Source organism: Micromonospora sp. USAFONa4 (assembly GCF_057197825.1).
Genome location: NZ_CM170072.1, coordinates 908,440 through 931,072, shown reverse-complemented (window position 1 = coordinate 931,072; position 22,633 = coordinate 908,440). Strand labels below are relative to the sequence as shown.

General features: G+C 70.4%; 16 protein-coding genes. 10 read left to right on the top strand and 6 right to left on the bottom strand.

Features of this window, described 5'->3' with window-relative positions; all coding sequences use genetic code 11:
• Positions 1–68: 68 nt before the first annotated feature.
• Both AC0OO9_RS03565 and AC0OO9_RS03560 read left to right on the top strand, forming a co-directional pair.
• On the top strand, positions 69–482 hold the full coding sequence (locus AC0OO9_RS03565; RefSeq protein WP_421450939.1) for a peptidase inhibitor family I36 protein: 414 nt from the start codon (positions 69–71) through the stop codon (positions 480–482).
• Positions 473–1,423, top strand: a complete 951-nt coding sequence (locus AC0OO9_RS03560) for a hypothetical protein (RefSeq protein ID WP_484515532.1) — start codon at positions 473–475, stop codon at positions 1,421–1,423. Before AC0OO9_RS03565 ends, AC0OO9_RS03560 begins: the two co-directional genes overlap by 10 nt.
• 165 nt (positions 1,424–1,588) lie before the next feature.
• Here AC0OO9_RS03560 and AC0OO9_RS03555 read toward each other — a convergent pair whose 3' ends face one another.
• A complete protein-coding gene (locus tag AC0OO9_RS03555) occupies positions 1,589–2,416 on the bottom strand; it encodes an SDR family oxidoreductase (protein WP_484515530.1) in 828 nt (275 codons plus the stop codon).
• Between the two features lie 274 nt (positions 2,417–2,690).
• Here AC0OO9_RS03555 and AC0OO9_RS03550 point away from each other — a divergent pair, with 274 nt between their 5' ends.
• Entirely contained in the window at positions 2,691–4,670 is a 1,980-nt protein-coding gene (locus tag AC0OO9_RS03550) for an acyl-CoA dehydrogenase family protein (protein WP_484515529.1), read from the top strand.
• Positions 4,671–4,775: 105 nt separating this feature from the next.
• On the opposite strand, the gene AC0OO9_RS03545 is transcribed toward AC0OO9_RS03550, so the two are convergent.
• The gene (locus AC0OO9_RS03545; RefSeq protein ID WP_484515527.1) at positions 4,776–5,639 is read right to left on the bottom strand and encodes a DUF4328 domain-containing protein; all 864 of its coding nucleotides are present in this window, start codon (positions 5,637–5,639) and stop codon (positions 4,776–4,778) included.
• Between the two features lie 339 nt (positions 5,640–5,978).
• On the opposite strand from AC0OO9_RS03545, the gene AC0OO9_RS03540 reads away from it, so the two are divergent.
• The gene (locus AC0OO9_RS03540) at positions 5,979–7,502 is read left to right on the top strand and encodes a non-reducing end alpha-L-arabinofuranosidase family hydrolase (protein ID WP_484515526.1); all 1,524 of its coding nucleotides are present in this window, start codon (positions 5,979–5,981) and stop codon (positions 7,500–7,502) included.
• A 176-nt stretch (positions 7,503–7,678) separates the two neighbouring features.
• On the opposite strand, the gene AC0OO9_RS03535 is transcribed toward AC0OO9_RS03540, so the two are convergent.
• The 4 genes from AC0OO9_RS03535 to AC0OO9_RS03520 form a co-directional block, all read right to left on the bottom strand.
• Positions 7,679–9,103: a hypothetical protein gene (locus AC0OO9_RS03535; RefSeq protein ID WP_484515524.1), complete on the bottom strand. Its 1,425-nt coding sequence runs from the start codon at positions 9,101–9,103 to the stop codon at positions 7,679–7,681.
• A gap of 241 nt (positions 9,104–9,344) precedes the next feature.
• Positions 9,345–11,030 (bottom strand): glucuronoarabinoxylan endo-1,4-beta-xylanase XynC, encoded by a 1,686-nt coding sequence (gene xynC / locus AC0OO9_RS03530; RefSeq protein WP_484515522.1) that lies wholly within the window; start codon positions 11,028–11,030, stop codon positions 9,345–9,347.
• Positions 11,031–11,329: 299 nt separating this feature from the next.
• Positions 11,330–13,144, bottom strand: a complete 1,815-nt coding sequence (locus AC0OO9_RS03525) for a family 43 glycosylhydrolase (RefSeq protein WP_484515520.1) — start codon at positions 13,142–13,144, stop codon at positions 11,330–11,332.
• Positions 13,141–14,658, bottom strand: a complete 1,518-nt coding sequence (locus AC0OO9_RS03520) for a glycoside hydrolase family 27 protein (protein WP_484517843.1) — start codon at positions 14,656–14,658, stop codon at positions 13,141–13,143. Before AC0OO9_RS03520 ends, AC0OO9_RS03525 begins: the two co-directional genes overlap by 4 nt.
• An 838-nt stretch (positions 14,659–15,496) precedes the next feature.
• Here AC0OO9_RS03520 and araB point away from each other — a divergent pair.
• The 6 genes from araB (at position 15,497) to yjfF (ending at position 22,632) form a co-directional block, all read left to right on the top strand.
• Entirely contained in the window at positions 15,497–17,182 is a 1,686-nt protein-coding gene (gene araB / locus AC0OO9_RS03515) for a ribulokinase (RefSeq protein WP_484515518.1), read from the top strand.
• Positions 17,179–17,862 carry an L-ribulose-5-phosphate 4-epimerase gene (locus AC0OO9_RS03510; RefSeq protein ID WP_484515516.1) on the top strand — a complete coding sequence of 228 codons (684 nt, stop codon included), beginning with the start codon at positions 17,179–17,181 and terminating at the stop codon, positions 17,860–17,862. Before araB ends, AC0OO9_RS03510 begins: the two co-directional genes overlap by 4 nt.
• A gap of 90 nt (positions 17,863–17,952) precedes the next feature.
• A complete protein-coding gene (locus AC0OO9_RS03505; RefSeq protein WP_484515514.1) occupies positions 17,953–18,945 on the top strand; it encodes an ABC transporter substrate-binding protein in 993 nt (330 codons plus the stop codon).
• 89 nt (positions 18,946–19,034) lie between these two features.
• Entirely contained in the window at positions 19,035–20,576 is a 1,542-nt protein-coding gene (locus AC0OO9_RS03500; RefSeq protein ID WP_484515512.1) for a sugar ABC transporter ATP-binding protein, read from the top strand.
• Positions 20,573–21,643 (top strand): ABC transporter permease, encoded by a 1,071-nt coding sequence (locus AC0OO9_RS03495; RefSeq protein WP_484515510.1) that lies wholly within the window; start codon positions 20,573–20,575, stop codon positions 21,641–21,643. Before AC0OO9_RS03500 ends, AC0OO9_RS03495 begins: the two co-directional genes overlap by 4 nt.
• A complete protein-coding gene (gene yjfF / locus AC0OO9_RS03490; RefSeq protein WP_311412505.1) occupies positions 21,640–22,632 on the top strand; it encodes a galactofuranose ABC transporter, permease protein YjfF in 993 nt (330 codons plus the stop codon). Before AC0OO9_RS03495 ends, yjfF begins: the two co-directional genes overlap by 4 nt.
• Position 22,633: the final 1 nt, after the last annotated feature.

Sequence of the window (22,633 nt, the reverse complement as noted above, 5' to 3'; positions counted from 1 at the left end):
CGCCGACGCTGATGCGACAGATGTCGACCGCGTCCGGTCGACCGGTCCGGGCAGAGAAGAGGAAGATCATGAAAAACGTGCTGCGGCGGTGCGCGGCGGCGGCGGCGGGATCCGTGCTGGCGCTGGTGTGCCTGGTGGAGCCCGCGTCCGCGGGGGACAGGTACGCCGGCTGCCCGTCGGGTTCCGTCTGCGTGTGGGCCGCCGCCGACTTCAACGACGGCCCGGGGAAGTGGCAGAACAACGAGGCCAACTACGGCAACTGGGGCCACGGCACCTGCCCGACGGGCACCTGGAGCAACTGCGTGTCGTCGGTGTTCAACAACGGGCAGAACTGCGCCGTCACCTTCCACGACGGCACCAACTACACAGGCGCCTTCTTCTACCGGCTGCCGCGCGGCAGCTACCTCGCCAACCTGGCCTACGACAGGTGGAGCGACGGGACCAGCCCCAACGACAAGATCAGCTCGCACAAGTGGTGCTGACGACTCGACGCTCGACGTCCCGGATGCTCTCCGTGGCCGTCGGTCTCCTGGTGCTCGTCTGCGGGAGTGCCTGCACCCCGCAGGCGGGCACCACCGGCCGCCAGGAGTCCGCGCTCGGCGTCGACGCGCTGGACCTGCTGACCGGCTCCGGTGGCCATCCCGCCCGCAGGCGGGTGCTGGAGCTGGCCGAGGAGAAGCTGGTCGAGCGGTGCATGGCCGCGCGTGGGCAGGTCTACTGGCCGGTCACCCCGCCACCGGTCGCCGGGTCCGACGAGGAGCGTGCGGTCGACCTGCCCCGGCGCCGCGCGGAGGGTTTCGGGCTGGCGGAGGCGTCGAGGCCCCCGAGGGCGGGTCCGAACGACCGGCAGCCGGCGTTGCAGCTCGCCCTGTTCGGCGACACCCGGCGGTACGAGAAGCTGGAGCTGCCCGACGGCAGCGTCCTGTCCTACCCGACGCTCGGGTGCGTGGCCGAGAGCCGGGCCGCCCTGTACGGCGACGCCCGGCGGTGGGCCCGCGTCGACGCCGTCCCCCAGGTTCTGGACAACACCCTCAGGGCGCAGGTCGGGAAGACCCCGGAACTGGCACGGGCCCGCGCCCGGTGGCTCTGGTGCATGGCCGAAGCGGGCTACCCGTACCCCGACCCGGAGGCCGCGGCCGAGGACCTGTCGCGTGCGTACCGGCAGGACGGCGACTCCGCCTCCCTGCGCCGCCGGGAGATCGCCGTGGCCACCGCCGACGGCGAGTGCGCGCTGCGGGCCCGCGTGCCGTCGACGGAGCTCGCGCTACGTCGGGACGGGGCCCAGTCCCTGCCCGCCGTCCGGCGGCGCGAGCTGAACGACCTGGGCGCGGTGCACTGCGCCGCCCACCGGAGGGCGCAGCCGGTGGTCGGGGACCTGGCACACGCCCAGCCGTGCCTGTCGAGCCCGGAGGGCAGCCGGTAGCGCCCGGGGAACCGGAGGGCGGGTGAACGTCGCGTGGTGCCGGGCCGGCGCCGGGGTGCCGGCCCGGTGCGACGCGTCCCGCCGCGGCGCCGCGAAGGGCCACAACCGTCGTCGCGGTCGGCCGCGTCCGCCGGCCGTCGGTGCCGGCCGGGCCCGGGGGAGGGGTCACGCGAGGGTGTGGTGACCCGCCTTGACGACCTGGTCGTACTCACTGCGCCGGGCGTCGTAGGCGGCCTCCAGGAACGTCTCCGAGTCCGGACCCACCGGCAGCCGCAGCGGCGGCGACTCCAGCTGGCTGAGCCGCCAGACCACGTCGGCGAAGAGCTCGGGGGAGTTCACCTCGATCTTGGTGTTCATGCTGCGCAGCGCGCCGAGCAGGCCGTCACTGACCGCCGTGTACTCCGGGATCCGCTGCTCCGGCATCACCAGGTTGCCGCTGTACGCGGTGGCGAAGCCGCCCGGCTGGAGGATGGTGACCTTCACCCCGAGGTGCCCGGCCTCGGCGGCCAGCGACTCGGCCGCTCCCTCCACCGCGAACTTGCTCGCCGTGTAGGCGGCCAGCCCGGGGAAGGGAACCATGCCGGCGACCGAGCTGACGAAGACCGCGTGCCCGTGGCGCTGCGCCCGCCACAGCGGCAGCACGGCCCGGGTGAGCCGCCACGGCCCGAACACGTTGGTGTCGAACTGCGCGGCGAGTTCCGCGTCGGAGACCTCCTCGAAGGTGCCGAACTGGCCGTAGGCGGCGTTGTTGACCAGGACGTCGATCCCGCCGAAGGCGTCCACCGCCCGCTCGACCGCCGCCACGCACTGCGCCGGATCCCGTACGTCCAGCGCGGCGGCCACCACGTTGCCCGGATGCCGGGCTGCCAACGCGCCGAGGGTCTCCGGTCGCCGGGCCGTCGCCAGCACCTGCTCGCCCTCGGCGGCGAGCCGGGCCGCGAGGGCCTGGCCGAGTCCGCTCGAACACCCCGTGACCAACCAACGCTTCGCCATCGCTCTCGACCCGCCCAATCCGAAGGGTTACCCGTCGGGTGCAGAGTGTCAGAGCCGTCGCTGAGGGTGAAGGGGCGTGGGCTGTCGCCAACCGGATTCGTCGGGTACCCGCCGCACCCTCCGGCCGCTGACCGAGGGGGCGACGGCCGGCTGGCCCGGCTCTCCCGGGGCGGTCGCCGCGACCTGTCCCTGCCGGATCTTGATGCTGGGGGCGGCCGGTATCCTGGATCGGGTACGGAGTGTGACCATATATCCGCTATTTCGAGGGGTGACCATGTCCGATCACGCGTCCGGCCGCATCGAGGTCACCCGCCTGCGGGAACTGCTCGACGGGCCGTGGGCCGAGGTCCGCAACGCGCACCGGGACCAGCTCGACGCGCGCTTCCTCCCGGTGTACGGCGAGACCGGTGACCAGGCGCGCGAGCGGATCACCCGGTTGATCGCCGAGCTCCCGGTCAAGCTGGGCATCGCGTCGGCCTTCCCCACGGAGTACGGCGGCAGGTCCGATGTCGGCGGCTCGATCGTGGCCTGCGAGATGCTGGCGCAGGTCGACCTGTCGCTGATGGTCAAGGCGGGCGTGCAGTGGGGCCTGTTCGGCGGCGCGGTCGACGCCCTCGGCACCCGGCGGCACCACGACGCCTACCTGCGGGACATCGTCTCGGGCAAGATCCTCGGCTGTTTCGCGATGACCGAGACCGGCCACGGCTCCGACGTCCAGCAGCTGCGCACCACCTGCACCTACGATCCGCGGACGCAGACCTTCGATCTGCACACCCCGCACGAGGCGGCCCGCAAGGACTACATCGGCAACGCGGCCCGGGACGGGCGGATGGCCGTGGTCTTCGCGCAGCTGATCACCGAGGGGCGGCGGCACGGTGTGCACGCGTGGCTGGTGCCGATCCGCGACGCGCAGGGCAAGCCGCTGCCGGGCGTGACCATCGGCGACGCCGGTCCCAAGGCCGGCCTGCTCGGTGTCGACAACGGGCGGCTCAGCTTCGACCACGTGCGGGTGCCGCGGGACATGCTGCTCGACCGGCACGGTCAGGTCGCGGAGGACGGGACGTACTCCAGCCCGATCGAGGACGACTCCCGGCGTTTCTTCACCATGCTCGGCACCCTGGTCCGCGGCCGGGTGAGCGTGGGCGGCGCCGCGTCGGCGGCGACCAAGTCGGCGCTGGCCATCGCGGTGCGCTACGGCGACATCCGCCGCCAGTTCGACACGCCCGACGCGGACCGCGAGGTGCTGCTCAACGACTACCTGGCCCACCAGCGCAAGCTGCTGCCCGCCCTGGCCACCACGTACGCGCTGCACTTCGCCCAGGCTGAGCTGGTCGCCGCGCTGCACGAGGTGCAGGGCGGCGACGGGCCGGTCGACGCGCACCGGCAGCGGGAGCTGGAGTCCCGGGCGGCCGGTCTCAAGGCCGCACAGACCTGGCACGCCACCCGCACCATCCAGATGTGCCGCGAGGCGTGCGGCGGCGCCGGCTACCTGGCCGAGAACCGGCTGCCCAGCCTCAAGGCCGACACCGACGTCTTCACCACGTTCGAGGGCGACAACACGGTGCTGCTGCAGCTGGTGGCCAAGGGGCTGCTCACCGGCTACCGGGACGAGTTCGGCTCGTTGGACGGCTGGGGGCGGGCCTCCTTCGTCGCCGAACAGGTCCGCGAGATGGTGCTCGAGCGCACGGCCGCGCGGTCGGTCATCGAGCGGCTGATCAGCGCCGTGCCGGGCCGCGACGAGGAGGTCGCCGTCACCGACCGCGGCTGGCAGCTCAAGGTCTTCGAGGACCGCGAGAGGCACCTCCTCGACGGCGTGGTCCGCCGCCTGCGTAACGGCGCGGCGACGAAGAAGGACCGCCCCTTCGACATCTTCAACGACGTCCAGGACCATGTCCTCGCCGTCGCCGCCGCGCACGTCGACCGGGTCACCCTGGAGGCGTTCGTCGCCGGCATCGAGGACGCGACGGACCCTGCGGTCCAGGCGCTGCTCTCCCGGGTCTGCGACCTGTACGCGCTCACCGTCATCGAGGCCCACAAGGGATGGCTCCTGGAACACGGCCGCCTCACGCCGGCTCGCGCCAAGGCGATCACCGGCGTGGTGAACGGCCTGCTCAAGGAGCTGCGCCCGCACATGCGGACGCTCGTGGACGGGTTCGCCATCCCGGACGCCTGGCTGCACTGCGCTGTCCTGCGCGAGGAACCCCGCAGGCAGGCGGACATGGCCGCCCACGATGCCGCCGGGCGGGGCCGGTGACGAGAACCGCCCGCGACGACCAAGCGGACGAGAGGGCTGCGCGCTTGGCCCAGGGCGACGGTGACCGGGCTGCCCCGGCACGGCGCCGTGCGGCTGCGGTCGTCGCTACGTCGGCATCGAGCCCGCCGGGGACGCCGGGTGCCCGGGCGCGCTTCGAGGTGCCGCGTAGGGTGCGCCGGGCGCGAGCCCGCCGTGCCCGGTACCGATCGGCGTCGTCTTCGCGAGGCGGTCCTGCTGGGCGGCGGTGATCCGGCGGATCAGCACGATGAGCGAGGCGCCGGCGACCAGGCAGGCGACGGTGGGGATCAGCCGGGGGCCGAGCGATTCCTCGTAGTAGCGGATGTACGTGGCGAACTCCGTGTCGCTGCGGGGCCACGGGGTCAGCCGGTCGTACCGCTGGTTCTCGAGGCGGAGCAGGATCCGGTCTCCGACGCTGAACGTCAGCCATGCGGCCCACCAGAGCCCGACCAGCGCTGGCGTGGCACGTCGCCAGAGGCTGTCCCGGGCGACGTTGGCGATCACCCGGGCCGGCACGACGAAGTTGGCGAAGGGGACCAGCCAGCCGGCGATGGCCCAGCCGGAACTCAGTGTCGGCAGGGCCCCGGGGAACGCCTCCAAGTTCCTGCGCGCGCGCCAGGTCCAGATGATCAGTAGCACCGCGGCGGTGAGGAGCGCCGACAGGTGGAGCAGGGTGAGCAGCACCTCGGCGGCCACCGCGCCGAGTAGCAGATCGCGGTCGCCGCGTTCGGCGGCGGCGCGGGCCAGCTGGATGCCGAACACGGGGAACAGCCCGCTGGGCAGGTAGAGCAGGCTGGCCACGCCGACGGCGACGGCGGCAGCCGTGCCCAGGCGGCGCAGGGGATGTGTGGGCACTCCCGGAGCGACCGCCGGTTGGCCCAGCGGGGTGTTGCAGCGCCGGCACTCGTTGAAGGCGGGGGACGTGGCGTCCCCGCAGGTCTTGCAGATCAAGGTGACCGTCCAGGATGGCTGCGAGGGGTGACGCGCGCAGACTAGACGATCATGGCTGGAGGCGGTGACCCGCGCGACCAGGCCAGGCAGACGCGTCGACGCGAGCCGAGTGGGGAACGTTACGTCTTGACGAACGGCATGTTATCGCTCACAGTCGATGGCTGAGGCCGACGTCGCGTGGCTTTCCGGGCGAGCTTGCTTGTCGACCTTGAATCAGGCGTGCGCCTGGGCGCAAGCAGGTCTTGTTAGCGCTAACCTCTTGCCGCTCGTGCCCGGCCACGCGTCGCGGTGCGCCCATCTTCCGGGCATCCCGCTGACATCTCTCAGCCGAGGAGGATCATGTCTGTCTTCGAAAGGTCTCCATCTCTCGCACCGCCGCCGTTGCGGCGGCGCGGGTGGTTGCCGCGGGTCGTCGCCGCTGGGGTGGCCCTGCTGGTCGGTGGCGTCGCCGCGGCGGTGGTGTCGTCGGCACCCGCCGCCGCGGCGACGGTCGACACGAGCGCGTGGTACGTGCTGGTCAACCGCAACAGCGGCAAGGCCCTGGACGTGTACAACCTGGCCACGAACGACGGCGCGCGGATCGTGCAGTGGGCGCGCAACGACGGCAACCAGCAGCAGTGGCAGTTCGTGGACTCCGGCGGTGGCTACTACCGGTTGAAGTCGCGGCTGTCCGGCAAGGTGCTCGACGTCTACAACTTCTCGACCGCCAACGGTGCCAGCATCGTGCAGTGGGCCGACGGCAACGGGTCCAACCAGCAGTTCCGGTTGGCCGACTCCGCCGGTGGCTACGTCCGCCTGATCAACCGGAACAGCAACAAGGCGGTGGAGGTGCAGGGCGCCTCGACCGCCGACGGCGGCAACGTCGTGCAGTACGACGACTGGAACGGCAACAACCAGCAGTGGCAGCTCGTCCGCGTCGACGGCGGGGGCAACCCCACCACGCCGCCGCCCGGCACGTGTGCGCTGCCGTCGACGTACCGCTGGTCGTCGACGGGCGCGCTGGCGCAGCCGAGGGCGGGGTGGGTGTCGCTGAAGGACTTCACCCACGCCCCCTACAACGGCCGGCAACTCGTCTACGCGACCACGCACGACACGGGAACGACGTGGGGCTCGATGAACTTCGGCCTCTTCACGAACTGGTCCGACATGGCCTCGGCCAGCCAGAACCAGATGCCCTTCGCCGCCGTCGCGCCCTCACTGTTCTACTTCGCCCCCAGGAACATCTGGGTACTCGCCTACCAGTGGGGCGGACCCGCCTTCTCCTACCGGACGTCGAGCGACCCCACCAACGTGAACAGCTGGTCGTCGCCGCAGACGCTCTTCACCGGCAGCATCTCCGGCTCCGGCACCGGGCCGATCGATCAGGCGCTCATCGGTGACGACACCAACATGTACCTGTTCTTCGCCGGGGACAACGGGAAGATCTACCGGGCCAGCATGCCCATCGGGAACTTCCCGGGCAGCTTCGGCTCGACCTACACGACCATCATGAGCGACACGACGAACAACCTGTTCGAGGCGGTCCAGGTCTACAAGCTCCAGGGCCAGAACCGGTACCTCATGCTCGTCGAGGCGATCGGCGCGCAGGGCCGCTACTTCCGTTCGTTCACGGCCACCAGCCTGGGCGGTACGTGGACGCCGCAGGCCGCCACCGAGAGCAACCCGTTCGCGGGCAAGGCCAACAGCGGCGCCACCTGGACCAACGACATCAGCCACGGCGAGTTGATCCGCGCCAACGCCGATCAGACCATGACCGTCGACCCCTGCAACCTGCAGTTGCTCTACCAGGGCCGTTCCCCCAACTCGGGCGGCGACTACGGCCGCCTGCCGTACCGCCCGGGTCTGCTGACCCTGCAACGCTGACGACGGGCACCGGACCCCCCCGGATGTCGTAGACGTCCGGGGGGACACCGGCGGGGCCGCGCGGAAGCGTTCCGGTCCGGGACCATGATCGAGAGATCGGAGGGGCGGGCTCGGCGTCGCGCCGAGCCCGCCCCGGGCCGTGCGGAAGGTACGTGGCGGTCCGGATCAGCGGAGGGTCAGGTGTCGTAGCGGCAGTTGCCGCTGGTGTTCGCCGTGCAGTTGTTGAGCTGGAGACTGTCGATGTTGATCGCGTAGTTGCCGGTGGTTGACTGGTTGGGCACGGCCAGGGTGACCCGCACGGCGGTCGCGTTCGCCGGAGCGGTGGAGGTCAGCCGGTATTCCAGCCAGTTGCTGGCGAGCGTCGACGCGGTGCCGGAGCTGGTCGACAGCAGGGTGCCGCCGGAGTTGTACCAGGCGAGCTGGAGCTGCGTGGTCACCGCGGCGTTGGCCCGCAGCCTGGTGAAGAGCTTGTACGTGTTGCCGGCGGTCACCGCCGGCCGGTTGGTCAGCGAGATCGACGAGCTGTTGGAGGGGCCGGTGTAGGTGTTGAACTGCGCCGACCGACGCCCGTCGAAGTAGGTGCAGGAGATCCCCGAGGTGCCGCAGGAGGGGGTGACCTGGTGCCAGCCGCCGGACGAGGTCAACGTCGACGTACCGCTGCCTGGCGTGACCGCCTCGAACGTCCGCTGCTCGGCGGTGAGTGAGTCGTTGTTGGCGCCGACGTCGCAGCAGGTGGGGGCGGTCAGCATCGGGTGGTTGGCGATGTTCCCCTTGGACGTGGAGGGGTGCGGGTCGAGATAGAAGCTGGCCGACAGCTCGCTCGGGTCGTAGTAGTTGCGGAAGCCCGGGTCGAAGTTCCAGTTGTCCCACCAGCCGTACATGATCTCGGGGTGGTACGGCGCTCCCGTCTCGGCCATCCAGGCGTGCGGAGCGCCGAGCACGTGCCCCAACTCGTGCCCACCCACGCCGGTGGTCCACGACTCGGTCACCGCCGAGCAGTGCCCGCCGGAGGAGTTGTAACCGCCGCCGGTGGGGCACACGTAGGCGTCGGAGTTCGAGGCGAAGTCGGTGAAGACGAGATAGATGCGGTTGCTGTCGTCGTATCCGGCAGAGATCAGGTCACTGCGGACGACGGCTGAGCTGGTATTCGGGTTGGTCCCGGCGTCGATCTTCTCGGGGACGATCAGCGAGCGGGCGTAGCCGGCGTAGGTGCTGGTGTCGTACCCGGTGCGGCAGCTCAGCTTGACATGCTGGTCGTAGTTGCTCGACTGGTCCAGCGCCCAGTCGATGCGGTCCACCACCTTGGCGATGTACTCGACGTTGGCCTCGTAGTTGTTGCCGTTGCCGTCGTGCCAGGCATAGATGACCTGGAGGGCGGGGCTTGCCCCGGTCGGCGCGGACGGGTTGGCCACCGTCGACTGGCACCCGCGCACGGGCACGTCGGGGAGGGCCGGCAGCGCGTACGGCAGGGTGGGTTCAGCGCCGGGCCCCCACGCGTGCGCGGCGGTGGGTGTGAGCACTGTGAGGGCGGCCGCGAGCAGGGTCGCGGCGGCGGCGGTGAGGGCGTGTGCCCGACGTACCCGGAGGTGGAGCCTTGGCAACGGGTTCTCCTCGGTCGGCATGTGCGCGCTCCCAGGATCGGGAACGCCCACTCATCTAAACCAACCAAAGTGATGTCCATCAATGCATGATCGTGAAAGTTTCATGAATGAATCGCCTGGCGGCTGGCCGCCGCCTGACCACCGGTACGGTGGCCACGAGAAGGGTGCGGCCCCGCCGTTGCCGGAGGGGCCGCACCCGGTTCTGGTCAATCGCCAGGGTGGGGGCCCTGCGTCGTGGCGGTCAGACCACCGTGCAGGCGACGCCGTTGAGGGTGAATGCAGTCGGCTCGGCGGTGTTGCCGCTGGTGTTGGCCTGAAAGCCGATGTTGATGGTGGCCCCGGGGGCGATTGCGGCGTTGTAGTCGACGTTACGGGCGCTCACCTGGCCGCTGGACGGCGAGTAGGTGGCACCCCAGCCCGAGGTGATCGACTGACCCGAGGGCAGGTTGAAGGCCAACGTCCAGCCGTTGATCGCCGAAGTGCCGGTGTTGGTGATGTCGATGCTGGCCGTGAAGCCGGAGCCCCAGGAGTTCATCGTGTAGGCGACCCGGGGTCCCGTGCCCCCACCCGGGGGCGGGGTGACGGTGGGCGTGGGGGTCGGGCTGGGCGGCGGGGTGCCGTCCACACTGGTCACGAAGGTCATGATGCTTCGGGCGGGCAGGGTGACGGTGAGGGAGCCGTTCGACATGGTGAGCGCGCTCTGGGGCGCGACGGTCCGGCTCGCGTCGGTCAGCCAGTTCGAGACGCTGCCGGAAGCGGTGGTGCCCGACAGGCTGAACTGCTGGCTCACCGACGAGGTGTTCTTGTTGACGGCGACGATGACGACGGTGTTGCCGCCCCGGTACGCCGAGACGTAGACGTTCGATGCCGGGTTCGCCGTCGCGTCGATCCGGGTGTAGCCGGGCCGGACGAACCGGGCGAAGTGCGCCATCATGGCACCACGCTTGCTGACCTGGCCGTCCTCCCGCATCGGGCCGTAGCTGCGCCGCAGATACCACCAGACGTACGCCTGGAACTCGGCGTCCACCATGGCGCGGTGGATGTGCTCGCCCACGTCGAGCGCCTCGGGCCAGGCGTCGCCCGAGTTGGTGTTGCTGTTGGGGTAGTAGACCTCGGTCATCCAGAGCTCTTTGCCCGCGCCCTTCTGCCTGAAGAGCGGGTACGGAAAGTTCGAGTACGACGTCCCGTAGAGGTGGGCCCCGATGATGTCCACGTTGGCCAGCGCCGTGGGATCGTTGAGAATCGGGTCCGACACGGACTTGATGTACTGGAACGACTCGGGTGCCATGACCCGGGTGCTGATCGAGCCGGCGTTCTCCCGCAGGAACCTGACCATCTCGGCGGAGGTCCACCACGTCCAGTCGTGCGCGTAGTCGGGCTCGTTCTGCACCGAGATGCTGTACAGGGGCACCCCGTTGTTACGCATGTACGTGGTGAAGTCGTTGAGGTGCTGCGCATAGGCGGCGTACGAGCTGTAGCGGAGCCGCTTCGCGTTGGTCTGGCTGCCGCGGGTGAAGGTCTCGATCATGCTGGCGGGCGGGTTCCACGGCGAGGCGAAGACGGTCACCCCGAGCTCGGCCGCGCGCTTCGCCGTCGCGAGATCACGGCCGAAGTCAGCCGAGCTCTCGCCGACGGGAATCCGCAGGATGGAGAAGCCCAGCCGACCCTCGCCGGTGTCGAACGCCGTCTCCCGCTGGGCGGCCGTCAGGTCGCCGATCCAGGCCGCGTGGGCCATGGCGCCATAGCCCTTGATCGTCTGCCGCTGCGCCGACAGGTTGACGGTCGCGGGCGAGGCCGAGGCTCCCGTGGCTCCCAGCAGTGTGGTCGCCGCTGCCGCGACCGGCACGGCCCCCATCGTCGTCAGGACGGCTCTCCGGCTCAGCAGTCGCCGCTCGCCGCTGACCGGCCCGTTCTGATCGTGCGTCATTCTGCGTCCTCCTGGCTGGTGGTGGTGATACGCGCGTGCCCGGTCCGGTCCGGACCGGTCAGCGCCGCCCTGGGGACTGCCCTTGACCCCGGCGTCAATGACCCGTCGGCTCTCATCGACTGACGCCGCTGTTAGCGTTAACAAGTCGTGAGTTTAGGTTCCGACGCAGGGCGGGTCAAGCACCGGGCGGGCCGGGCGTGACAGACGCTCCTGCCGGAGGCAGCGAGCTTCGCCGGGATCCTTGAAGGGCTGTGCGGCGACGGTCGAGCGCCGCCGCACAGCCTTCTGCCGAGGTCGACTCAGGCGCGGGACCACTGCATGCTGGGGGCGGAGGCGCACGTCCGCTGTTCCAACGCGGCACCGGGAGCGGTGGAGCCGACCACGTTCAGGCACTTGTTGCTGTTGACGTTGACCAGCTGGTGATAGCCATCGCCGGTGGATCGCCAGCTGAACACCTGGTTGAGGCCGTCGTGGCAGGTGTACTGGACGATCCGGGCCCCGTCGGCCGTGGAGAAGTCCACCACGTCGACGCACTTGCCGCTGTGGACGCTCTGCAGGCGTACGTTGCCCCCGCCGGCGTCGAGGAACCGCCACTGTTGCCAGCTCTGTCCGTTGCCCGTCCACTGGCCGATCACGGCGAGGTCGTCGAGGTTCGGCTGTTGGACGTCGACGACCTGGCCGCTGTTGCGGTTGGTGACCCGGTACGCCGGGGTGGCCGTCCCGCCGCCGAACTGCCACCAGTTCACGTTGAACAGGTTTCCGGCGCCCCCGGCGAACCGCAGATACAGGTCCCGCGTCCCGGTGGCGCCGCTGATCGCGCAGGTGGAGGTGGTCCACGTCTGCCAGCCGCCGGTGCCGCCGACGGCGCAGGTGCCGGCGAGCGGGCCGGTGGCGCTGTCCAGCCGTACCTCGATCCGGCCGCCGGCCGCCCCGGACGCCACGCGGGCGCTGAAGGAGGTCGCGCCGGCGCCGAAGGCGACGCCCCTGACCTTGATGTAGTCACCGTTGGCGAGGTAGCCGACATTCATGCCGCCCTCGCTGGACGGCTCGGTCTCGATGCCGGAACCCCAGGCGATCGTCTCGGCCTCCTGCCGGGTGTACGGGTTGAGCGTGCCGACCTGCGGGACGCCGGCGGTGGTCATGTTCATCGTGGGAATCGTGCCGTTGGAGTTGTAGGCGAACTTCTCCACCGCCACGGAGCGGGTGTATCCGCCGCCGCCGGGCAGTGCCCCGTTGTGGTAGAAGAAGTACGACCCGCCGTTGAAGTCGACGATGCCGGGATGGTTGGTGAAGCTGGCGCCCTGCCGGGGCATGACCGTGCCCCGGTACGTCCAGGGTCCGGTCGGGCCGGGCGCCGTCGAGTAGCCGATGAACTCGGAGCAGCACTCCGCCGCGAACACGTTGTAGTAGAGCCCGTTGCGCTTGAAGACCCAGGGGCCTTCCTCGTAGAGGGTCGGGCGGCTCGGGTCGCCGGTTCGGGTGCCGAACCCGGCGGTGGTGAGCGGGATCCGGGTCGGGCTGCCGGAGAACGAGATCATGTCGGGATTGAGCCGCACGTACCACAGGTTCGGGTTGCCCCAGTAGAGATACGCCTGCCCGTCGTCGTCGACGAAGGCGTGCGGGTCGATCTCACCGTTGCCGACCAGGGGGTGGCCGAGCGCGTCCCGGAACGGCCCGGTCGGGCTGTCGGCCACACCGACCCCGATCACCATTCCGCCGCCGCGCTGTCGCACCGGGACGTACCAGTAGAACTTTCCGTTGCGCGGGACGACGTGGCCGGCCCAGGCGTCCGCGTCCGCCCAGGCGAAGGTGCCGAGGTTCATCGGTACGCCGTGGTCGGTCCAGTTGACCATGTCGGCGGAGGAGAACACCCGCCACTCGCGCATGGTGAAGTACGTCGAGCCGTCCTCGTCGTGCCCGGTGTAGACGTAGACGCGTCCGTTGTGCACCATCGGCGCCGGGTCGGCGGTGTAGCCGTGCTGGACGATCGGGTTGTCGGCCTGCGCGGTGCCGGGCAGCAGGGCGACGGCGCAGATCAGGCCGGCGAGTACGGCGATGGCGTGCCGGGCTCTCGTCCCGATCCGGCGTGCACGTGTCAGCTGGCCGTCGGTCACACCCGGCTCCACCGCTGGTTGGTGCCGCCGTGGCAGGACCAGAGGATGACCGTGGTCCCGTTGGCGGTGCCGCCGTTGTTGACGTCCAGGCACAGGGACGGGAAGCGGACGTTGCTCACCGTGCCGTTGCCGTTGAACGTCCACTGCTGGTTCGTGCCGCCGTTGCAGTCCCAGAGCTGCACGCGGGTGCCGTTGGCGGCGGTGCTCGGGACGTCCAGGCACTTGCCGAGGACGCGCAGCGTCTGCCCGCTCTGGCTGATCTGCTGGTTGGCGTTGCCGTGACAGTCCCAGATGAGCGTCCCGGTGCCGTTGGCGGTCTGGGAGTTGTCGACGTCGAGGCATCGTCCGGCCGATTCGCTGCGTAGCCGGAACGTGGTGGGGGGCGGCGGGTTCGTGGTGCCGCCGCCGCTGACCCGGTACACCACCGTGCCGTGCGCCGGGACGCTCGCGGAGATCGTTCCGGTGCTGGTGGAGGTGCCGTTGGTCCACGCGTCGCGCAGGGTGAACGAGGTGCCGCTCTTGCCGATCGCCGCCGCCGTCGTGGAGACCGTCGTGGTGGAGCTGCCCTGGTTGAACAGCGCGACCGCGACGTCGCCGTTGGCCAGCCGCTTCGCCAGCACCCGCCGGGTGCCGTCGTTCGACACCTGGACCGCCTGGAGCCCGAGCGGGTCCTGGTTGATCGCGACCAGGTTCTGGTTCCGCAGGATGCTCAGCGTCGCCGCGCTGGCCGAGCGCAGGTCGTTGCCCATCATGAGCGGCGCCGCCATGATCGACCAGAGCGCGAAGTGGCTGCGCATCTCGGTGTCGTTCATCCCGCCGTTGCCGACCTCCAGCATGTCCGGGTCGGTGAACCCGCCCGGTGCGGCGTACCCGGCCAGCGGCACGTTGACGTCGACGATGTTCCGGATGCCCATCGGGTAGCCGTTGGTCTGGCCGGTGTCCCACGCGTTGGTGATGTCCTCGGTGGTCCGCCAGAGGTTCGCCACGTCGCTCCAGTTGCGCTGCGGCCCGGTCTTCTCGTGGATGCTGTTCGGGTTGATGCTGTAGACGATCGGCCGGCCGGCGGCGGCCAGCGCGTCCCGCATGATGCCGAACCTGGCGACCTGGTCGTTGATGGTCCCGGTGGGGGAGCACCAGTCGTACTTCAGGTAGTCCACGCCCCAGGCGGCGAACTGCCGGGCGTCCTGGTACTCGTGCCCGAGACTGCCGGTGGAGCCAGGGAAGGCGTCGAAGTACTGCGCACAGGTCTGGTCCAGCGGCGCCTGGTAGAGGCCGAACAGCAGGCCGCGCGAGTGCAGGTAGTCGCCCAGCGCCTTCATCCCGCTCGGGAAGCGCTGCGGATGCGCCTGGAGGTTGCCCTGTGCGTCCCGGTCCGGGTTGAACCAGCAGTCGTCGACGACGACGTACCGGTACCCGAGGTCGCGCAGCCCGTTGGCGACGATCGCGTCGGCCGTCTGGCGGATGAGCGTCTCGTTGATGTTGCAGCCGAACGTGTTCCAGGTGTTCCAACCCATCGGCGGCGTCCGGGCGACGCCGTTGTCCAGCGCCTGTGCCGGGCGGGGCGCGACGGCCCCGTCCGCGACGGTCGCCGCGAGGGCCACCGCCAGGATGCCCAGGGCGGCCAGCCATTGTCTCGGTGTGCGCACGTGTTCCTCCTCGGTCGGAGCGGTGAGTGGCGTCGGGTCGGGCGCCGGCGCCGGGATGTGGCGAACGAGGGCGTCACGGGGCGTGGCCGGTGCGATGGTCGCCCGGCCGGCCCGCGGGCATCGATGGCCTACCTCGGGACGGGCTCGTCCGGCCCTCGGCCGGCCTCGTGCCGGATCACGTCGCTCGCCGTCCGTCGTCGCGTTCCCGGTCGGCTCCGGCCCGGTGGCCGCCCGGGGACGCGACGCGATGAGACGGATGTTATCGCTGACATCCATTGATGTAAATCACTCGTGACGATGTCGAGTCGCCCTCGCGACGGTTGGTGGCGGTCCGGGTCGACTTCGGCCGGAGAGCATCGCAGCTCAGTGCGCGCACCGAAGTCGGTGTCCCCAGAGGATCGGTCCGCGCTCGGCTGGTGTCGTGCGACCGTGTGAACGTAAGTGAGGGCTCGATGTTCTCGCTAACAATCGTCGATCCGTCGCCGGGGCCGCGGCGCTGGGCGCTCCTGCCCCCGGGCCCCCGCCAAGCAGGCGCCGGCACCCCGTCCAGGCAGCCGGGAGCGCGAGGATGATGACCGCGAGTGATGCCTCTGGATCGGGCCACACGCTCCGCCTATCCTTCCGTTACTGAGCTGTTGTCGGCCGACGTCTTGACGGCGCTGTATGTGAGCGTTAACACTATGCCGGTCATTGATCGGAGGTGGACATGAGCAGTGTGGACGGTGCGGACGAGCGGTACGTGGTCGGAGTCGACTACGGCACCCTCTCCGGGCGGGCCCTGGTGGTCCGGGTTCGCGATGGTGCCGAGGTCGGGACCGCGGTGCACGAGTACCGCCACGGCGTGATCGAGGCCGTGCTCCCCGACGGCGGCCCGGCACTGCCCCCCGACTGGGCCCTGCAGGACCCGGAGGACTACCGCGACGTCCTGCGGCACGCCGTCCCCGCCGCCATGGCCGACGCCGGTGTGGACCCGTCGCAGGTCATCGGCATCGGCACCGACTTCACCGCCTGCACCGTCCTGCCGACGCTCGCCGACGGCACCCCGTTGTGCGAGGTCCCGGAGCTGCGCCACCGGCCGCACGCCTGGGTGAAGCTGTGGAAGCACCACGCCGCCCAGTCGCACGCCGACCGCATCAACGCGTTGGCCCACGAGCGGCACGAGCCGTGGATCGGCCGCTACGGCGGCAAGATCTCCGCCGAGTGGCAGTTCGCCAAGGGTCTGCAGATCCTCGAGGAGGACCCCGAGGTCTACCGCCGTGCCGAGCGATTCGTCGAAGCCGCCGACTGGATCGTGTGGCAGTTGTGCGACGAGGAGACCCGCAACGTCTGCACCGCCGGATACAAGGGCATCCGGCAGGACGGCCGGTACCCGTCGACCGACTACCTGAGCGCCCTCAACCCGGGCTTCGCCGACTTCGTGACCAAGTTGGACGGTCCGCTCCTGCCCCTGGGCGAGCGGGCCGGCGCCCTCAGCGCCCGCGCCGCCGCCTGGACCGGGCTGCCGGCAGGCATCGCGGTCGCGGTCGGCAACGTCGACGCCCACGTCACCGCCGCCGCCGCCCAGGCCCTGAGCCCCGGTCGACTGGTCGCCATCATGGGCACCTCCACCTGCCACGTCCTCAACGGCACCCAGCCCGCCGAGGTGCCCGGCATGTGCGGTGTCGTCGACGGCGGCATCAGCGCGGGCGCGTGGGGCTACGAGGCCGGGCAGAGCGGGGTCGGCGACATCTTCGGCTGGTTTGTCAGGAACGCCGCGCCGGCCGGGATCGCGTCGCACGAGCGGTTGACCGAACTGGCTGCCGACCAACCGGTCGGGGCCCACGGCCTGATCGCGCTGGACTGGTGGAGCGGCAACCGCTCACCGCTGGTCAACCACGACCTCAGCGGCCTGATCGTCGGGCTGACCCTGGCCACCCGGCCGCAGGACGTCTACCGGGCGCTGCTGGAGTCCACGGCGTTCGGCACGCGGATGATCATCGAGGCGTTCGTCGAGGCCGGGATACCGGTCACCGACCTGGTCGTCGCCGGTGGTCTCGCCTCGAACCGGCTGCTCATGCAGATCTACGCCGACGTCACCAACCGCCCGCTGGGCATCATCGGCTCCGCCCAGGGACCGGCGCTCGGCTCGGCGATCCACGCGGCTGTCGCCGCCGGGGCGTACCCGGACGTCCACCGGGCCTCGGCGGCGATGGGCCGGGTGGACGAGGGCGTGTACCAGCCGGACCCGGACAAGGCGCGGGCGTACGACGCCCTCTACGCCGAGTACCGCGCGCTGCACGACCACTTCGGCCGCGGCGGCAACGACGTCATGCTCCGCCTGCGGGCGATCAGGAACACGGCCCTGGAAGTGGCCGCGGCGCGGACCGACACGGTTCTGGAGGCGATCGGATGAGCACCGACGTGGCGCAGCAGGTGAGCGTCCTGCGGGAGACGGTGGCCCGCCTGCACGGCGAGTTGACCCGGTACGCGCTGGTGGCCTGGACCGCCGGCAACGTCTCGGCGCGGGTACCGGGCCAGGACCTCATGGTGATCAAGCCCAGCGGTGTCGACTACGACGCCCTGACGGCGGACACCATGGTCGTGTGCGACCTGAACGGGACGGTGGTCGACGGGGGCGGCACGCCGTCCAGCGACACCGCCGCGCACGCCTACGTCTACCGGGCCATGCCGGAGGTCGGTGGCGTCGTGCACACGCACAGCAGCTACGCCACCGCCTGGGCGGCCCGGGGCGAGTCCATCCCGTGCTGGCTGACCGCGCAGGCCGACGAGTTCGGCGGGGAGATCCCGGTGGGGCCGTTCGCCCTGATCGGTGGTGACGACATCGGCAAGGGGATCGTCAGCACCCTGTCCGGGCACCGCTCGCCGGCGGTGCTCATGCGCAACCACGGGGTCTTCACGATCGGCAGGGACGCCCGGGCGGCGGTCAAGGCCGCGGTGATGTGCGAGGACGTCGCCCGCACCGCGCACCTGGCACGGGCGCTCGGGCAGCCGCTGCCGATGGCGCAGGCCGACATCAGCTCGCTGCACGACCGGTACCAGAACGTCTACGGCCAACGCCCGGCACCCGACTGACCGGGAACGGCCCCTTCCCCGTACCAACCTCACCACCACACCGGGACACGCGCGCGCCACGTGTCCGGACCACCCCACCGAGGAGAACCGATGAGAACCAGGAGAACGGCACGCACCCTGCTCGCGGTCGTCGCCACCGTGCTGCTCACGGGCAGCGTGGCGGCCTGCGGCAACAGCGACACCGGCGGCGGCTCCGCCGACGACGGCAAGATCACGCTGGGCTTCTCGCAGGTCGGCGCGGAGAGCGGCTGGCGGACGGCGAACACCACCTCGATCAAGGAGGCCGCCGCCGCGGCGGGGATCGAGCTGAAGTTCGACGACGCCCAGCAGAAGCAGGAGAACCAGATCAAGGCGATCCGGAACTTCATCCAGCAGAAGGTCGACGTCATCGCCTTCTCGCCGGTGGTGGAGTCCGGCTGGGACACCGTGCTCAAGGAGGCCAAGGACGCCGGCATCCCGGTGGTCCTGACCGACCGCTCCGTCGACTCGGCCGACAAGTCGCTCTACAAGACGTTCCTCGGCTCGGACTTCGTCAAGGAGGGCCGGCTGGCCGGCGAGTGGCTGGTGGAGCAGACCAAGAGCGCCAGCGGGCCGGTGAACGTCGTCGAGCTTCAGGGCACCACCGGCTCGGCGCCGGCCAACGACCGCAAGGAGGGCTTCGCCAAGGCGATCGCCGCCAACCCGAACCTGAAGATCGTCGCCTCGCAGTCGGGCGACTTCAAGCGGGCCGACGGCAAGCAGGTCATGGAGCAGTTCCTCAAGGCCAACCCGAAGATCGACGTGCTCTTCGCGCACAACGACGACATGGGTCTGGGCGCGCTGGAGGCGATCACCGCGGCCGGCAAGGTACCCGGCAAGGACATCACCATCATCACCATCGACGCGGTGAAGGACGGCATGCAGGCCCTCGCGGACGGCAAGTTCAACTTCATCGCCGAGTGCAGCCCGCTGCTCGGCCCGCAGCTGATGGACCTGGCGAAGAAGGTCCATGCCGGCGAGGAGGTCCCGGCCCGGATCGAGACCGAGGAGACCACCTTCACGCAGGAGCAGGCCAAGGAGGCACTGCCCAACCGCAAGTACTGACCGACGCCGGGGTCGCCGTCCACTGACGGCGACCCCGGTACGTCGCTCGCTCCTGTCCTACCGACACCATCCAGAAGAGGTCCGATGGGATGACGGATAGCCGTCCGGTCCTGACCATGACCGGGATCAGCAAGACCTTCCCCGGGGTACGCGCGCTCCACGACGTCGACTTCCGGCTGTTCCCGGGCGAGGTCCACGCCCTGATGGGCGAGAACGGTGCCGGCAAGTCGACCCTGATCAAGGTGTTGACCGGCGTCCACGCCCTCGACGAGGGCACCGTCGTCCTCGACGGCGAGCAGGTCGCCTTCACCGGCCCGATGCAGGCGTCGGCCTCCGGGGTGAGCACCGTCTACCAGGAGGTCAACCTCTGCACCAACCTGTCCGTGGCGGAGAACATCTTCATCGGCCGGGAGCCCCGTCGTCTCGGCGCGATCCGCTGGGGCGAGATGCGCCGCCGGGCGCGGGCACTCCTGGCCCGGCTGGACCTCGACATCGACGTCACCGCGCAGCTCGGCACGTACTCCCTGGCGGTGCAGCAGATGGTCGCCATCGCCCGGGCGATCGACGTACGGGCCCGGGTGCTGATCCTCGACGAGCCGACCTCCAGCCTGGACGCCGGTGAGGTCGCGCAGCTCTTCCGGATCATGCGGCAGCTGCGCGACGAGGGCATCGGCATCCTCTTCGTGACGCACTTCCTCGACCAGGTCTACGGCATCGCCGACCGCATCACGGTGCTGCGCAACGGCACCCTGGTGGGGGAGTACCGGACGGAGGAACTGCCCCAGCTCAGCCTCGTCGAGAAGATGATCGGCAAGGAGCTCGACGTCCTGGAGCGCCTCGACGAGCAGCAGAAGCGGACCGCCGCCGTCCGGTCCGACGAGGCCCCGCTGGTGGACGCGTCGGAGCTGGGGCGCAAGGGCGCGGTCGCCCCCTTCAGCCTGCGGATCCACGCCGGCGAGGTGGTCGGGCTGGCCGGCCTGCTCGGCTCCGGTCGCACCGAGGTGGCGCGGCTGCTGTTCGGCGCCGACCGCGCCGACCACGGCACGGTCGTCGTCGACGGCGGCGGGACGCAGGTGCGCAACCCTGTCCAGGCCATCGACCGCGGCATCGCGTTCTGCTCCGAGAACCGCCGCGCGGAGGGCGTCGTCCCCGAGCTGTCGGTGCGGGAGAACATGATCCTCGCGATGCAGGCGGCACGCGGTTGGCTGCGGTCGATCCCCCGCCGCCGGCAGGACGAGCTGGTCGAGAAGTACATCAAGGCGCTCAGCATCCGGCCGGCGAACCCGGATCTGCCGGTGCGCAACCTCTCCGGCGGAAACCAGCAGAAGGTGCTCCTGGCCCGCTGGCTCATCACCGAGCCGCGCCTGCTGATCCTCGACGAGCCCACCCGGGGGATCGACGTCGGCGCGAAGGCCGAGATCCAGAAACTGGTGGTCCAGCTCTCCGACGACGGCATGGCGGTGCTGTTCATCTCCGCCGAGCTGGAGGAGGTGCTGCGGCTGAGCCACCGCGTCGCCGTGATGCGTGACCGGACGATGGTCGCCCAGCTCGACAACGACGACACCCTCGACGCCGACCGCGTCATGCGGACCATCGCCAGCGGCACCACCGGTGCGGAGGTGATCCGGTGAACGCCGTCGCCGACCGCCTCCGCCCGCTGACCGGCCACCGCCTGTTCTGGCCGGCGCTCGTGCTGGTGGTCATGATCCTGGCCAACACGATCTACCGGCCCGGCTTCCTCTCCATCGAGGTCAAGAACGGGCACCTCTACGGCACCCCGGTCGACATCCTCCGGCTGAGCGCACCGCTGATGCTGGTGGCGCTGGGCATGACCCTCGTCATCGCCACCGGCGGCATCGACCTCTCCGTCGGATCGCTCTGTGCCATCAGCGGCGCCATCGCCTGCCTTTACATCAGCGAGGCGCCCGACCAGAACAGCCCGGCGACCGTGCTCACGGCGCTCGCGCTGGCCTTCGGCGCCGCGCTCGCGCTCGGCGCCTGGAACGGGGTGCTGGTCGCCGTCATCGGCATCCAGCCCATCATCGCCACGCTGATCCTCATGGTGGCCGGCCGAGGGCTCGCGCAACTGGTCACCGAGGGCCAGATCATCACGATCAACTCCGGTCCGTACCGGGCGATCGGGCTCGGGCACTTCCTGACCCTGCCGCTGGCCGTCTTCATCGCCCTCGCGGCGGCCCTGCTCATCGCCGCCTTCACCCGGCGTACCGCGCTCGGTCTGATCGTCGAGTCGGTCGGCGGCAACGCCGAGGCGAGCCGGCTGGCCGGCATCCGGTCCAGCCGCGTCGTCTTCCTCGTGTACGTGGTCAGCGCCGCCTGCGCCGCGATCGCCGGGTTCATGATGACGGCGAACGTGTCCAGCGCCGACGGCAACGCCGCCGGCCTCTGGGTGGAACTCGACGCGATCCTCGCGGTGGTCATCGGCGGCACCGCACTCGCCGGTGGCCGGTTCTCCCTCGCCGGCACCATCCTCGGCGCGCTGATCATCCAGACCCTCACCACCTCGGTGTACGCCATGAACATCTCGCCGCAGACGGCCCTGCTGTTCAAGGCGGTCGTCGTCATCGCCGTCTGCCTCATCCAGGCGCCGGCGTTCCGGGCCAGGTTCAGCCGCCGCCGTCGCGGAAGCACCCCCGGGCCCACGGCGCGGCGACGGGAGAAGGAGCAGGTGCCGGCATGAGCAGCACGTCACTGACCACCGGTCGCGCCTGGCGACCCGGGGTGCCCCGGCGGCACGTCCCGGTCCTGGCCACCCTCGCCCTGCTGCTGGTCATGTACGGCGTCGGCGTGTCCCAGTACCGGGCGTTCTCCAACGTCCAGGTCGTCTTCAACGTCTTCATCGACAACGGCTTCCTGCTGGTCGTCGCGGTCGGCATGACCTTCGTGATCCTGACCGGGGGCATCGACCTGTCGGTCGGCTCCGTCGTCGCGATGACCGCCATGGTGTCGGCGTCGCTGCTCCAGGACGGGTTGCCCGCGGCCCTGGTGCTGGTCGTCGCGCTGCTGATCGGCCCGACGCTCGGGTTCCTGATGGGCTGCGCGATCCACTTCTTCGAGATCCAGCCGTTCATCGTCACCCTCGCCGGGATGTTCTTCGCCCGCGGCATGTGCACGTTCATCAGCGACGCGTCCATCCCCATCACCGACGGCTTCTGGACGGCGGTGTCCCAGGAGCGCATCGGCGACCCGCGCGGCAACTTCGTGTCGATCATCGTGCTGATCGCGTTCGCGGTGGTGCTCGTCGCCGCGTACGTGCTGGCGTACACCCGCTTCGGCCGCACCGTGTACGCGATCGGCGGCAACCCCCAGTCGGCGCTGCTGATGGGCCTGCCGGTCGGCCGTACCCGGATCGCCGTCTACACGGTCAGCGGGTTGTGCTCGGCCATCGGCGGCATCCTGCTGTCGTTCTACACGCTCTCCGGCGCACCGCTGATCGCCATCGGCATGGAGCTGGACGTGATCGCGGCCGTCGTCATCGGCGGCACCGTGCTCACCGGCGGGTCCGGCTACGTCTTCGGCACCGTGCTGGGCGTGCTGGTGCTGGGCGTGATCCAGACCCTGATCACCTTCGACGGGAGCCTCAACTCCTGGTGGACGAGGATCGTGATCGGCGGCCTGCTCTTCGCCTTCATCCTCCTCCAGCGCCTCATCGGCATCCGCTTCAAGTGAC

What these genes read in the sequence shown, in the direction of transcription:
- AC0OO9_RS03565 (WP_421450939.1), top strand. Translation starts at nt 69, where the DNA reads ATGAAAAACGTGCTGCGGCGGTGCGCGGCGGCGGCGGCGGGATCCGTG.
- AC0OO9_RS03555 (WP_484515530.1), bottom strand. Translation starts at nt 2,416, where the DNA reads ATGGCGAAGCGTTGGTTGGTCACGGGGTGTTCGAGCGGACTCGGCCAG.
- AC0OO9_RS03550 (WP_484515529.1), top strand. Translation starts at nt 2,691, where the DNA reads ATGTCCGATCACGCGTCCGGCCGCATCGAGGTCACCCGCCTGCGGGAA.
- AC0OO9_RS03540 (WP_484515526.1), top strand. Translation starts at nt 5,979, where the DNA reads ATGTCTGTCTTCGAAAGGTCTCCATCTCTCGCACCGCCGCCGTTGCGG.
- xynC (WP_484515522.1), bottom strand. Translation starts at nt 11,030, where the DNA reads ATGACGCACGATCAGAACGGGCCGGTCAGCGGCGAGCGGCGACTGCTG.
- AC0OO9_RS03520 (WP_484517843.1), bottom strand. Translation starts at nt 14,658, where the DNA reads ATGGGTTGGAACACCTGGAACACGTTCGGCTGCAACATCAACGAGACG.
- araB (WP_484515518.1), top strand. Translation starts at nt 15,497, where the DNA reads ATGAGCAGTGTGGACGGTGCGGACGAGCGGTACGTGGTCGGAGTCGAC.
- AC0OO9_RS03510 (WP_484515516.1), top strand. Translation starts at nt 17,179, where the DNA reads ATGAGCACCGACGTGGCGCAGCAGGTGAGCGTCCTGCGGGAGACGGTG.
- AC0OO9_RS03505 (WP_484515514.1), top strand. Translation starts at nt 17,953, where the DNA reads ATGAGAACCAGGAGAACGGCACGCACCCTGCTCGCGGTCGTCGCCACC.
- AC0OO9_RS03500 (WP_484515512.1), top strand. Translation starts at nt 19,035, where the DNA reads ATGACGGATAGCCGTCCGGTCCTGACCATGACCGGGATCAGCAAGACC.
- yjfF (WP_311412505.1), top strand. Translation starts at nt 21,640, where the DNA reads ATGAGCAGCACGTCACTGACCACCGGTCGCGCCTGGCGACCCGGGGTG.